General features: G+C 73.3%; 10 protein-coding genes and 1 pseudogene. 10 read left to right on the forward strand and 1 reads right to left on the reverse strand.

Annotated elements, in window-relative coordinates:
- From IE312_RS40575 to IE312_RS17620, 4 genes are all read left to right on the forward strand, one after another.
- On the forward strand, window positions 1-522 hold a 522-nt coding region (locus IE312_RS40575; protein ID WP_229899982.1), incomplete at its 5' end, for an RNA polymerase subunit sigma.
- 116 nt (window positions 523-638) lie between these two features.
- Entirely contained in the window at window positions 639-2,972 is a 2,334-nt protein-coding gene (locus IE312_RS17610) for a HelD family protein (protein ID WP_189982851.1), read from the forward strand.
- A 366-nt stretch (window positions 2,973-3,338) separates the two neighbouring features.
- On the forward strand, window positions 3,339-4,754 hold the full coding sequence (locus tag IE312_RS17615; protein ID WP_189982853.1) for an NAD-dependent malic enzyme: 1,416 nt from the start codon (window positions 3,339-3,341) through the stop codon (window positions 4,752-4,754).
- A 321-nt stretch (window positions 4,755-5,075) separates the two neighbouring features.
- Window positions 5,076-5,357 carry an HU family DNA-binding protein gene (locus IE312_RS17620; protein ID WP_023550134.1) on the forward strand — a complete coding sequence of 94 codons (282 nt, stop codon included), beginning with the start codon at window positions 5,076-5,078 and terminating at the stop codon, window positions 5,355-5,357.
- A gap of 178 nt (window positions 5,358-5,535) precedes the next feature.
- Here IE312_RS17620 and murA read toward each other — a convergent pair whose 3' ends face one another.
- On the reverse strand, window positions 5,536-6,876 hold the full coding sequence (gene murA, locus IE312_RS17625) for a UDP-N-acetylglucosamine 1-carboxyvinyltransferase (protein ID WP_189982855.1): 1,341 nt from the start codon (window positions 6,874-6,876) through the stop codon (window positions 5,536-5,538).
- A gap of 278 nt (window positions 6,877-7,154) precedes the next feature.
- Between murA and IE312_RS17630 the strand changes: the two genes are divergently transcribed.
- The 6 genes and pseudogenes from IE312_RS17630 to IE312_RS40580 all read left to right on the forward strand — a co-directional run.
- Window positions 7,155-7,727: a YqgE/AlgH family protein gene (locus IE312_RS17630; protein ID WP_189982857.1), complete on the forward strand. Its 573-nt coding sequence runs from the start codon at window positions 7,155-7,157 to the stop codon at window positions 7,725-7,727.
- A 29-nt stretch (window positions 7,728-7,756) separates the two neighbouring features.
- The gene (locus IE312_RS17635) at window positions 7,757-8,047 is read left to right on the forward strand and encodes a DUF3039 domain-containing protein (RefSeq protein ID WP_189982859.1); all 291 of its coding nucleotides are present in this window, start codon (window positions 7,757-7,759) and stop codon (window positions 8,045-8,047) included.
- Between the two features lie 193 nt (window positions 8,048-8,240).
- On the forward strand, window positions 8,241-9,884 hold the full coding sequence (locus tag IE312_RS17640) for a beta-N-acetylhexosaminidase (RefSeq protein WP_189983163.1): 1,644 nt from the start codon (window positions 8,241-8,243) through the stop codon (window positions 9,882-9,884).
- A 251-nt stretch (window positions 9,885-10,135) separates the two neighbouring features.
- Entirely contained in the window at window positions 10,136-11,029 is an 894-nt protein-coding gene (locus IE312_RS17645) for an FAD binding domain-containing protein (RefSeq protein ID WP_189982861.1), read from the forward strand.
- Complete coding sequence (locus IE312_RS17650; RefSeq protein ID WP_189982863.1) at window positions 11,026-13,137, forward strand: 2Fe-2S iron-sulfur cluster-binding protein; 2,112 nt, start codon at window positions 11,026-11,028, stop codon at window positions 13,135-13,137. The genes IE312_RS17645 and IE312_RS17650 overlap by 4 nt, the downstream gene beginning before the upstream one ends.
- A pseudogene (locus tag IE312_RS40580) lies at window positions 13,134-13,587 on the forward strand (oxidoreductase); the annotation flags it as partial. The gene IE312_RS17650 and the pseudogene IE312_RS40580, both read left to right, overlap by 4 nt.

The following is a 13,587-nucleotide window of genomic DNA, read 5'->3' on the forward strand; positions in this document are numbered from 1 at the left end:
CTGGTGGAGAAGCTGGTCGACGAGGTCGCCGAGAAGCGCGCCCAGAAGCGCCGGCGCAGCTTCTACATGATCGCCGCGGCGGCCGCGCTGATCATCGCCGGACCGCTGGCCGCGGTCGCGGCCGGCGGCGGCTCGGACACGGGGCAGCAGGTCGCGGCCACACCGGCGCAGGCGACGTTCCGCACCATGGCCGACAAGAAGTCGGCCACGGACCCGGCGACCAAGGTCAGCGCGACCGTCGGCATGGCGCCCAAGGAGTGGGGCACCCAGGCCGTTCTGGAGCTGAAGAACGTCAAGGGGCCGCTGAAGTGCTCCCTGGTGCTGGTCGCCAAGAACGGCCAGCGGGTGACCATGTCGTCCTGGTCCGTCCCGAACTGGGGGTACGGCATCCCGGACGCCAAGACCGAGGAGGCCAAGAACCCGCTGTACATCGGCGGCGCCGCGGCCTTCCAGCCCAACGAGATCGACCACTTCGAGGTCGTCACCTTCGAGGGCAAGAAGCTCGTGCAGGTCCAGGCGTAGCGCGAACCGCCTCGCCACCGGGGCGCCGCAGCCCGCGCGGCTGCGGCGCCCCGTAGCTTTGACGGGTCCCCTTCGCGTACGGTTGACGGCTGCCCAGCACGTCAGAAGGGGGCCAGGTGGCCGCTCAGGTTCAGCAGTCCGCGGTCGGCTCGGTACAGGACGCACCCGACACCGTCCGTGACCGGGAGATCGGCGTCGAACAGGAACACCTGGACCGGGTGTACCGGCGGCTGGAGGAGAAGATCCACGAGGCCGAGTTCCTGATGCACGACGCGGCCCAACGCGGTCAGGTCGGCACCCCGGGCGCACTCGCCGAGCGCGACGCGCAGGTCTTCCGGGCCGGCGTCCACCTCAACCGGCTGAACAACGAGTTCGAGGACTTCCTCTTCGGACGGATCGACCTGCTCCTCGGCAAGGACGGCAAGAAGGGCCCCGACGGGGCCTACACCGCGGTGGAGCCGGCCGACGGCGCGGTACGGCCCGACCGCACCGCCGACATCGCCGAGACCCTGCACATCGGCCGTATCGGCGTCCTGGACCAGGACTACTCCCCGCTGGTCATCGACTGGCGCGCCCCCGCCGCCGCGCCCTTCTACCGGGCCACGCCCGTGGACCCGGGACGGGTGGTGCGGCGCCGGGTCATCCGCTCCAAGGGGCGCCGGGTCCTCGGCGTCGAGGACGACCTGATGCGGCCGGAGCTGACGGCGTTCCTCGACGGCCGCGCACTGCCCGTCATCGGCGACGGCGCCCTGATGGCCGCCCTCGGCCAGGCCCGCAGCCACACCATGCGGGACATCGTCTCGTCCATCCAGGCCGAGCAGGACATGGTCATCCGGGCCCCCGCCGCCTCCATCACCTACGTGGAGGGCGGCCCGGGCACCGGCAAGACCGCCGTCGCCCTGCACCGCGCCGCCTACCTGCTCTACCAGGACCGCAGACGCTACGCGGGCGGCATCCTGATCGTCTCGCCGACCCCGCTGCTCGTCGCCTACACCGAGGGCGTGCTGCCCTCGCTGGGCGAGGAGGGCCAGGTCGCGATCCGCGCGATCGGCTCGCTCGTCGACGGCGCCGAGGCCACCCTGTACGACTCCCCGGCCGTGGCCCGCGCCAAGGGCTCGTACCGGATGCTGAAGGTGCTGCGCAAGGCCGCCCGGGGAGCCCTGGAGCTGGGCCCGGCCGCGCCGGAGGGGGAGACGGTCACCGGTCCGCCCGCCCGGCTCCGGGTCGTCGCCTTCGGCCGCCGGCTCGAACTGGAGGCCGGCGAGCTGGAACGTATCCGCCGTACCGCCCTCGGCGGCACCGCGCCCGTCAACCTGCTCCGCCCGCGCGCCCGCAAGCTGCTGCTGGACGCCCTGTGGGCCAAGTCCGGCGGCGCCACCCGGCACAGCGACCCGGAGCTGGCCGCCGAGCTGCGCTCGTCCTTCGACGAGGACGTCACCGGCGAGGACCCCTTCATCGCGTTCCTGGACGCCTGGTGGCCCGAGCTGACCCCGCGGGCCGTGCTCGCCGCGATGGCCGACGAGAAGCGGCTGGGCCGCTGGGCCCGGCGGATCCTCAACCCCGGGGAGGTCCGCAAGGTCGCCCGCTCGCTGCGCCGGGACGGCCACTCCGTGCACGACATCGCCATGCTCGACGAGCTCCAGGCGATCCTCGGCGCCCCGGCCCGGCCCCGCAAGAAGCGCGAACTCGACCCGCTGGACCAGCTCACCGGGCTGGAGGAGCTGATGCCGGTGCGCGAGGAGACCCAGCGCGAGCGGGCCGAGCGGCTGGCGCAGGAGCGCACCGAGTACGCCCACGTCATCGTGGACGAGGCGCAGGACCTCACGCCGATGCAGTGGCGCATGGTCGGCCGCCGCGGCCGGCACGCCACCTGGACGGTCGTCGGCGACCCGGCGCAGTCCTCCTGGTCGGACCCGGACGAGGCGGCCGAGGCCCGCGACGAGGCCCTCGGCACCCGGCCCCGGCGCCGCTTCCAGCTCACCGTGAACTACCGCAACCCGGCCGAGATCGCCGAGCTGGCCGCGAAGGTGCTCGCCCTCGCCATGCCCGGCTCCGAGGCGCCGTCCGCCGTACGGTCCACCGGGATCCAGCCGCGCTTCACCGTCGTGGAGGGCTCCCTGGAGCGGACCGTGCGCGCGGCGGCCGAGCGGCTGCTGGACCTGGTGGACGGCACGGTCGGCGTGGTCGTCGCGATGAACCGGCGCGAGGAGGCCCGGCGCTGGCTGGCCGGGCTCGGCGACCGCGTGGTGGCCCTGGGCAGCCTGGAGGCCAAGGGCCTGGAGTACGACGCCACGGTCGTCGTCTCGCCCGCGGAGATCGCCGACGAGTCCCCGGCGGGCCTGCGGGTGCTGTACGTGGCGCTGACCCGCGCCACCCAGCAGCTCACGGTGGTGTCGGGGGAGCGGGACGAGCCGGACGCGGCGGGAGTTCCGGACCTGCTCCGGGACTGAGTCCGCGCGGGGGAATGGCCTGAGCGGATCCGTTTGTTAGCCTGGGTGTGGCACCGGCCCGATCCAAGCCCCCGGGCCCAACCTTCGTCCCTCAGAGGGACCACTTGCCGCGAGGCGAGCATGGCGGGTCGGTGTCATGAACGAGGGAGAGACCCACGTCACGATCGTGACGTGGGTCTCTTTCTTTGCCCGATCGTCTCTCGTATGGTGGAATCGATTTTCCGAAAACTCGGGGGAACGCGGAACGATCCGGCACCGCTCATGAACACAACGTCCGCAATCCGGGGCGACTACCACGTACTCCGCGGTAGGTGCGACGATCGGACGGCACAACTCGCGACACGGTGAAAGCAGAGGAAGTCGGCCATGGCAACGGCGCCCAGCGTCTCCTACTCGATGACGATCCGGCTGGAGGTGCCCGCGAGCGGAACCGCCGTCTCGCAGCTCACCAACGCCGTGGAGTCCTCCGGAGGCTCGGTGACCGGCCTCGACGTCACCGCGTCCGGACACGAGAAGCTCCGCATCGACGTGACCATCGCGGCCACCTCCACGGCCCACGCCGAGGAGATCGTCGAGAAGCTGCGCGGCATCGAGGGCGTCACGCTGGGCAAGGTCTCCGACCGTACGTTCCTGATGCACCTCGGCGGCAAGATCGAGATGGCGTCCAAGCACCCCATCCGCAACCGTGACGACCTCTCCATGGTCTACACGCCCGGTGTGGCCCGCGTCTGCATGGCCATCGCCGAGAACCCCGAGGACGCCCGCCGCCTCACCATCAAGCGCAACTCCGTCGCGGTCGTGACGGACGGCTCCGCCGTGCTCGGCCTCGGCAACATCGGCCCCAAGGCCGCGCTGCCCGTCATGGAGGGCAAGGCGGCCCTCTTCAAGCGCTTCGCCGGCATCGACGCCTGGCCGCTCTGCCTGGACACCCAGGACACCGACGCCATCGTGGAGATCGTCAAGGCGATCGCCCCCGGCTTCGCCGGCATCAACCTGGAGGACATCTCCGCGCCGCGCTGCTTCGAGATCGAGGCCCGGCTGCGCGAGGCCCTCGACATCCCCGTCTTCCACGACGACCAGCACGGCACCGCCATCGTCGTCCTCGCCGCCCTGACCAACGCCCTGCGGGTCGCGGGCAAGGCCATCGAGAACATCCGGGTCGTCATGTCCGGCGCCGGCGCGGCCGGTACGGCCATCCTCAAGCTGCTCATCGCCGCCGGAGTGAAGAACGCCGTCGTCGCCGACATCCACGGCGTCGTCCACGCCGGCCGCGAGGACCTGGTGGACGCCCCGGCCGGCTCGGCGCTGCGCTGGATCGCGGACAACACCAACCCCGAGGGCCTGACCGGCACCCTGAAGGAGGCCGTCCGCGGCGCCGACGTCTTCATCGGCGTCTCCGCCCCGAACGTCCTGGACGGCGCCGACGTGGCCGCCATGGCCGAGGGCGCCATCGTGTTCGCGCTCGCGAACCCGGACCCCGAGGTCGACCCGGCGATCGCCCGGCAGACCGCGGCCGTCGTGGCCACCGGCCGCTCGGACTTCCCGAACCAGATCAACAACGTGCTGGTCTTCCCGGGCGTCTTCCGCGGCCTGCTGGACGCCCAGTCCCGCACGGTGAACACCGAGATGATGCTTGCCGCCGCGAAGGCCCTCGCCGACGTGGTGACCGAGGACGAGCTGAACCCGAACTACATTGTCCCCAGCGTCTTCAACGACAAGGTCGCGGGCGCGGTCGCCGGAGCGGTCCGGGAGGCCGCCAAGGCGGCCGGCGCGACGGCCTGACCACGACGTGTCGTAATGTGCGGGGGGCTGTGAGCATCGCCACGGCGCCCCCCGACACCGGCGCGTCGTGGAACCGCCAGATGCCGGGCGCGCTCTAGGGTGACGGCCGAGCAGGCGCTTTTCGTGTGACTCCCCAGGGTGTTCTCACGACTCCTACGGGTGCCGGATTGGCTTTCCCGCCGCAGGTAGGGGCAGGATGCTCCCTCGGGGACTTCGTCCCCGGGGGCACCCCCAAGGGCGCGAGCGCATCGGCATCGCAGTGCCTCGGCGGCTTCGCCGCGTGGCACACCCCAACGGCAAGAAATACACGGGAGTAACAACATGAACCGCAGTGAGCTGGTGGCCGCGCTGGCCGACCGCGCCGAGGTGACCCGCAAGGACGCCGACGCCGTGCTGGCCGCGTTCGCCGAGACCGTCGGCGAGATCGTCGCCAAGGGCGACGAGAAGGTCACCATCCCCGGCTTCCTGACCTTCGAGCGCACCCACCGTGCCGCTCGCACCGCGCGCAACCCGCAGACCGGCGAGCCCATCAACATCCCGGCCGGCTACAGCGTGAAGGTCACCGCGGGCTCCAAGCTCAAGGAAGCCGCCAAGGGCAAGTAATCGCTCCGCTTTCAGGCGCCGTCCCACCGACGCGCCGTGGCATGGAGCGCCGTGGGTGACTGCGGACCGGTCGTGGCTGGTCGCGCAGTTCCCCGCGCCCCTTCGGGCGCGAACCGGCTCAAGACGTCGAAAGGGCGGCCCCCGTCGAGGGGGGCCGCCCTTTCGGCGTCCGTGTCGGCTAGCCGAGCGCCTTGCCCGGCAGCTCGACCTTCGCACCGAGTTCCACGAGCTTCTCCATGAAGTTCTCGTAGCCGCGGTTGATCAGGTCGATGCCGTGCACCCGGGAGGTGCCCTCGGCCGCCAGGGCCGCGATGAGGTACGAGAAGCCGCCGCGCAGGTCCGGGATGACCAGGTCGGAGCCCTGGAGCTTGGTGGGGCCGGAGACGACCGCGGAGTGCAGGAAGTTGCGCGCGCCGAAGCGGCAGGCGGAGCCGCCCAGGCACTCGCGGTAGAGCTGGATGTGCGCGCCCATCTGGTTCAGCGCGGAGGTGAAGCCCAGCCGGGACTCGTACACCGTCTCGTGGATGATGGACAGGCCCGTGGCCTGGGTGAGCGCCACCACCAGCGGCTGCTGCCAGTCGGTCTGGAAACCGGGGTGCACGTCCGTCTCCAGCGCGATGGACTTCAGCTGACCGCCGGGGTGCCAGAAGCGGATGCCCTCGTCGTCGATCTCGAAGGCGCCGCCCACCTTCCGGTAGGTGTTCAGGAACGTCATCATCGAGCGCTGCTGGGCGCCGCGGACGTAGATGTTGCCGTGGGTCGCGAGGGCCGCGGAGGCCCAGGAGGCGGCCTCCAGGCGGTCCGGGAGCGCCTGGTGGTTGTACCCGCCGAGCTTGTCCACACCGGTGATGCGGATGGTGCGGTCGGTGTCCATCGCGATGATCGCGCCCATCTTCTGCAGCACGCAGATGAGGTCCTCGATCTCCGGCTCGACGGCCGCGTTGGACAACTCGGTGACGCCTTCGGCCAGGACGGCCGTCAGCAGCACCTGCTCGGTGGCGCCGACGGACGGGTACGGCAGCCGGATCTTCGTACCGCGCAGCCGCTGCGGGGCCTCCAGGTACTGGCCGTCCGCCCGCTTCTCGATGACCGCGCCGAACTGCCGCAGCACGTCGAAGTGGAAGTCGATGGGCCGGCCGCCGATGTCGCAGCCGCCCAGGCCCGGGATGAACGCGTGGCCGAGGCGGTGCAGCAGCGGACCGCAGAAGAGGATCGGGATCCGGCTGGAACCCGCGTGGGCATCGATGTCGGCCACGTTGGCGCTCTCGACCCGCGTCGGGTCCAGCACCAGCTCGCCGGGCTCCTCGCCCGGACGGACCGTCACCCCGTGCAGCTGGAGCAGGCCGCGGACGACCCGCACGTCACGGATGTCCGGAACGTTGCGCAGTCGGCTCGGCTCGCCGCCCAGCAGGGCGGCGACCATGGCCTTCGGTACGAGGTTCTTCGCACCGCGGACACGGATCTCGCCCTCCAGCGGGTTTCCGCCGTGGACAAGCAGGACATCGTCGTTGACGGTCATGTATCTCGCGTTCCGATGAGTGGGTCAGGGGCCGGCCGATCACTGTGCGCAGGGGCCGGGAAGACAGGGTAATCGCCGATCACCCCCCGCCCGTAAGCCCGCGGACCGCCCAGCCGGGTCATAGGTGTGTCACAACACGAACCGTTCCCTATCGGGCACATGGGGTCACCGGCGTCCCGGGTGTGCGCCCCCCGGCTTCCATGCGCCCTGAGCAGCCTTCACTCCGGTGCGCCCGATTGGCTCCCCACACCGGGGGAAGATGCGGGATCATGTCTGGCATGACCGAGGTGTCCTCGCTCACAGGGCGGCTGCTCGTGGCTACCCCCGCCCTGGCGGACCCGAACTTCGACCGTGCGGTGGTGCTCCTCCTCGACCACGACGAGGAGGGTTCCCTCGGTGTCGTCCTCAACCGGCCCACCCCGGTGGTCGTCGGCGACATCCTGGAGGACTGGGCCGGGCTGGCCGGCGAGCCCGGGGTGGTCTTCCAGGGCGGTCCGGTGTCCCTGGACTCGGCGCTGGGCGTGGCGGTCATCCCGGGCGGCGCCGACGGCGACCGGGCCCCCCTCGGCTGGCGGCGGGTGTACGGGGCGATCGGTCTGGTCGACCTGGAGGCACCGCCGGAGCTGCTCGCCCCGGCCGTGGGCAGCCTGCGGATCTTCGCCGGGTACGCCGGCTGGGGACCGGGCCAGCTGGAGGACGAGCTGACGGAGGGCGCCTGGTACGTCGTGGAGTCCGAACCGGGTGACGTGTCCTCGCCGGCCCCCGAGCGGATGTGGCGCGAGGTGCTGCGCCGCCAGCGCAACGAACTGGCGATGGTGGCCACGTACCCGGACGACCCTTCGCTCAACTGATGCCTGTGAGCTTCAGTACCCTTGGCGATATGAGCACTCTCGAGCCCGAGCGCGGGACTGGTACGGGGACCCTCGTAGAGCCGACGCCGCAGGTGTCCCACGGCGACGGCGACCACGAGCGCTTCGCCCACTACGTCCAGAAGGACAAGATCATGGCGAGCGCCCTCGACGGGACCCCCGTCGTGGCGCTGTGCGGCAAGGTCTGGGTGCCGGGCCGCGACCCGAAGAAGTACCCCGTCTGTCCCATGTGCAAGGAGATCTACGAGTCCATGGGCAGCGGCGGCGACGACGGCAAGGGCAAGGGCGGCGACAAGAAGTAGGCCGCGGCCCGCGGACGGTGGGATCCCCGGGACGTGCGTCGGGCACGTCCCGGGGATCTTCGCGTTCCACGGCCCTCAAATGGTCCAGACCTCTTGTGGGGTCCCCGCCCGATCCCTAGCCTTCTGAGACGTCGGACATGCGGTGCACAGGGCGGCGAAGGCGTTGCGCGACGCGCAACGCGGTGAGGGGCTGATGGTCGTGGAACTGATTCCGGCACCGCGCGCCGTCCAGGAACCCGCGGGCCCCGCGGTGCCGCTCGGCGACGGCACCACCCTCTGGGCCGGCCCCGGCACCGAACGCACCGAACGCTGGCTGCGCGCCACCCTCGCTCCCGCCCTCGGCCTGCCGCTGCGCCCGGGGCCCCGGGACGCGCCGGACGGTGTGCGGCTGCTGCTGGACGACGCCCTCGCGCCGGAGGCGTACCGGCTGAGCGCGGCCGCCGGGCAGGGCGTGGAGATCCGCGGCGGCGGCCCCGCGGGCGTGTTCTGGGGCGCGCAGACCCTGCGCCAGCTGCTCGGTCCCGACGCCTTCCGGCGGGCCCCCGTCCGCCCGCACGCCGCCCTCGCCGTCCCCCGGCAGGTCGTCGAGGACGCCCCCCGGTTCCGCTGGCGCGGCCTGCTGCTCGACGTGGCCCGGCACTTCATGCCCAAGGAAGGCGTGCTGCGCTACCTGGACCTGATGGCCGCGCACAAACTCAACGTCCTGCACCTGCACCTGACGGACGACCAGGGCTGGCGCATCGAGATCCGGCGCCACCCGAGGCTGACCGGGACCGGCTCCTGGCGCGCCCGGACGAAACTCGGTCACCGGGCCTCACCGCTGTGGGACGACAGGCCCCACGGCGGCTTCTACACCCACGACGACATCCGGGAGATCGTCGCCTACGCCGCCGAGCGGCACATCGGCGTCGTCCCCGAGATCGACGTACCGGGCCACTCGCAGGCCGCCATCGCCGCCTACCCCGAACTCGGCAACACCGACGTCGTCGACACCACCGCCCTCTCCGTCTGGGACACCTGGGGCATCTCCTCCAACGTACTGGCCCCCACCGACACCACCCTGCGGTTCTACGAAGGGGTGTTCGAGGAGGTCCTGGAGCTGTTCCCGGCGGACGCCGCCGAGTTCTCGGCGTTCGTGCACGTCGGCGGCGACGAGTGCCGCAAGGAGCAGTGGACCCGGTCCACGGCCGCCAAGAACCGCATCGCCGACCTCGGCCTGGCCGACGAGGACGCGCTGCAGTCCTGGTTCATCGGGCACTTCGACGCCTGGCTCGCCGCGCGCGGGCGCCGCCTCATCGGCTGGGACGAGATCCTGGAGGGCGGGCTCGCACCCGGCGCGGCCGTCTCCTCCTGGCGCGGCTACGCGGGCGGCACCGCGGCCGCGCGGGCCGGCCACGACGTCGTCATGTGCCCGGAGCAATACGTGTACCTGGACCACCGTCAGGCGCCGGGCGAGGACGAGCCCGTACCGATCGGCTTCGTCCGCACCCTGGAGGACGTCTACCGGTTCGAACCCGTGCCGGAGGGTCTCACCGAGGCGGAGGCCCGGCACGTGCTGGGCACCCAGGCCAACGTGTGGACCGAGGTGCTGGAGGACGCCGCGCGCGTGGACTACCAGGCCTTCCCCCGCCTCGCGGCCTTCGCCGAGGTCGCCTGGAGCCCGCTGCCCGCACCCGCCGACCGCGACTACGCCGACTTCGCCCGCCGGATGACCGCCCACTACCGGCGGCTCGACGCCCTCGGCGTCGCCTACCGGCCGCCCGCCGGACCGCACCCCTGGCAGCGCCGCCCCGGCATCCTCGGCCGCCCGCTCGACGGGCCGCCCCCGCACCGGTGACCGGGCCCGCCGCCCCGAACAGGTATCGGAACATTCCCGCCAGGATCACCGAAGAGTGGCAATCCCGTACGCACGGGTGATGCCCTGCCAAAACGGACCATCTCCGCGGTGAGATGGGCGAATGCCTCCTGTCGCACCCCCGCGTCCGGCCGTCGCGAAGATGTGCCAGAGTTGCGTCGTCCGCCCTGTCAGCACGTACCGTACGGCAGCACAGGCGGGACCAGGTGGGGCAGCGGGAAGGGGCAGCCGGTTTGACCACGCACGCACCGCAGGCGGCGCAGGCCGTCACCTTGCCCACGACACTGGACGAGGCCGTGGCGGCCCTCACCGCCATGCCCGCCGCCGTCCCCGTGGCGGGCGGCACCGACCTGATGGCCGCCGTCAACTCCGGCCAGCTCCGGCCCGCCGCACTGGTCGGCCTCGGCCGGATCAGCGAGATCCGCGGCTGGCAGTACCAGGACGGCCACGCGCTGCTCGGCGCCGGCCTCACCCACGCGCGCATGGGCCGCCCCGACTTCGCAGCCCTGATCCCCGCGCTCGCCGCCGCCGCGCGCGCCGCCGGTCCGCCGCACATCCGCAACGCGGGCACCCTCGGCGGCAACATCGCCTCGGCCGCCCCCACCGGCGACGCGCTGCCCGTGCTGGCCGCCCTGGAGGCGACGCTGATCATCGCGGGCCCGGACGGGGCACGCCGGGAGATCCCGGTCTCGCACCTGCTGGCCGGCGTGGAGATGCTGCGCGGCGGCGAACTCATCGGCTACGTGCGCGTACCGCTGCTGCATGCCCCGCAGGTCTTCCTGAAGGCGACCGGACGCACCGGCCCGGGCCGCGCGCTGGCCTCCGTGGCCCTCGTCCTCGACCCGGCCCGGCGCGGTGTGCGCTGCGCCGTGGGAGCCATAGCGCCGATGCCGCTCCGGCCCCTGGAGGCCGAGCAGTGGGTCGCCCAGCTGATCGACTGGGACAACGACCGCGCCCTCGTCCCGGAGGCCCTGCACGCCTTCGGCGAGTACGTCGCCGCGGCCTGCATCCCCGACCCGGCTCCCGAGCCCGACGGATCGGTGACCCCGCTTCCGCCCGCCGTACTGCACCTGCGGCGCACCGTCGCCGCGCTGGCCCGACGAGCACTGGGGAGGGCGCTGTCGTGACCGACGACCAGCACGGAGAGGGCACGCCCCAGGGCGGCGGCCGCTGGGACCCGCTGCCCCAGGGCGACTACGACGACGGCGCCACCGCCTTCGTCCAGCTCCCCGAGGGCGGCATCGACGCCCTGCTCTCCGGTGACAGCCCGCTGGCCGCGCCCGGCCACGGCTACGTGCCGCCACGGATAACGGCCGCGCACGCCGACGGCGCCACGGGTACCTGGCCCGCGCCCGGCGGCGGCGCCCCGTGGCCCGACCCGGACACCGCACCGGCCCGGCCGCCGGCCGCGGACGACCGGTTCACGTACCCGTCCGGTGCCACCCAGCACTGGACCTTCGACGAGCCCCCGCCGACGGCCGCCCCGGGGCACGACGTCACCGGCCAGTGGTCCATCCCCGTCGCCGGCGGCGAGCTGCCGGACGAGTCGGGCGAGTTCACCACGTCCTCGCTGGTCGAGCAGTGGGGCGGCACCCCGCCGGCCACCCTGCCCGGCGGCGCGCCGGCGCCCTGGGCGACGGACGGCACGGGCCACGCCTGGGAGCGGCCCGGACCGGCCGCGCCGGACCCGGAGGACCCCGCCGGCCACCACCCCCTGCCCGACCACACCGGCAGCCACCGGTTCGACGGCGCGCCGGAGGGGTACGGGCCGGAGGAGGGGTACGGGCCCGAGGAGGGGTACGGCGACCATTCCGACCGCACCGGGCGAGAGGACGCCGGAGAGGCCGCAGACGCCGGGGAGGCGGGGCAGGCCGACACGCCCGGCGGTACCGGGCTTCCGGACGAGCCTGCCGAACCCGCCGTGCCCGCCGAGCCGGTGGCGTCGACCGAGCCCGAAAGGGTGCCGGAAGCCGGGACGCATGGCCCCGCCGAGGCCCCTGAGGGCCCCGCTGACGCCCTTTCGGACCACGAACGGCCGCCAGGCCCGCCGGACGCGCCCCAGGCCTCCACAGCGGCCGCTACGGCTACGGTCGACTCGGACGCCTCCCCGGACGCCCCCGGCGGCGAGGCGGGAGACACCGAGGACGCGACGGACGCGGGGCACGCGGAGCACGCAGAGGAAGTTCCCGCGGCCGAGGAGGTGCCCGCGGCCGGGGAAGCGCCCGCGGACGACACCGCGTCCGCGGACGGGACCGTCGTGCCCGAGCACCCCGCACCGGACGGCGCCGGCGCCGACGAGGACACCCCGCGCGCGCAGGAGGACGCCTTCGAGGGCGCCGGGGAGCAAGAGGCCGTGGCGCCGCCGCACGACGAGCACCCCCTCGCCTCCTACGTGCTGCGCGTCAACGGCGGCGACCGCCCGGTCACCGACGCCTGGATCGGCGAGTCCCTGCTGTACGTGCTGCGCGAACGGCTCGGCCTCGCGGGCGCCAAGGACGGCTGCTCGCAGGGCGAGTGCGGGGCCTGCAACGTGCAGGTCGACGGCCGCCTGGTGGCCTCCTGCCTGGTCCCGGCGGTCACCGCGGCCGGCAGCGAGGTGCGCACGGTCGAGGGCCTGGCCGCCGACGGGCAGCCCTCCGACGTCCAGCGCGCGCTCGCCCGGTGCGGTGCCGTGCAGTGCGGTTTCTGCGTGCCCGGCATGGCGATGACCGTGCACGACCTGCTGGAGGGCAACCCGGCGCCGACCGAGCTGGAGACCCGGCAGGCCCTGTGCGGCAACCTGTGCCGGTGCTCCGGGTACCGGGGCGTCCTGGAGGCCGTCAAGGAGGTCGTGGCCGAGCGCGAGGCGTCCCACGCGGGCGGCGAGCCGGAGACGGACGAGGCCCGCATCCCGCACCAGGCGGGTCCCGGCTCCGGGGGCGTCCACGCGTCGGCGTTCGAGGCGCCGGGCGCGTTCGACACCCCGCGGGCACCCGAACCGCACGACCCGCCGGACCCGTACGGCCCGGACGCGTACGATCCGGCGCACCCCTACGACCCGGCGTACCCCTACGACCCCGCGCACCCGTACGACCCGTCGGACCCCCACGGGACGCCCGACACGTACGGCACGCCCGACACGTACGGCACGCCCCAGGCGTACGGCACCGCCGACGAGTACGGCACGCCGGACGCCTACGGCACCCCGCCGGGACCGCAGGACCAGCACTACGGCCAGGACGGAGGCCAGGCGTGAGCAACGAAGCCGGCATCGCGACCACCGCCGCGGAGACCACCCCCGCGGCCGAGCCGTTGCCGCACGGCATCGGCGCCTCCCTGCCGCACGCCGACGCCCGCGCCAAGACCGAGGGCACCTTCCCGTACGCGGCCGACCTGTGGGCCGAGGGCCTGCTGTGGGCAGCCGTGCTGCGCTCCCCGCACGCGCACGCGCGCATCGTCTCCATCGACACCACCCACGCGCGCGAGATGCCCGGCGTCCGCGCCGTCATCACCCACGCGGACGTGCCCGGCACGCCCCGCCACGGCCGCGGCACGCCCGACCGGCCGGTGTTCGCCTCCGAGGTCGTACGCCACCACGGCGAGCCCATCGCCGCCGTCGCCGCCGACCACCCGGACACCGCGCGGATGGCCGCCGCCGCCGTCATCGTCGAGTACGAGGTGCTCGACCCGGTCACCGACCCGGAAC

It is taken from the genome of Streptomyces capoamus (assembly GCF_014654935.1).
Taxonomy (GTDB): Bacteria; Actinomycetota; Actinomycetes; order Streptomycetales; family Streptomycetaceae; genus Streptomyces; species Streptomyces capoamus.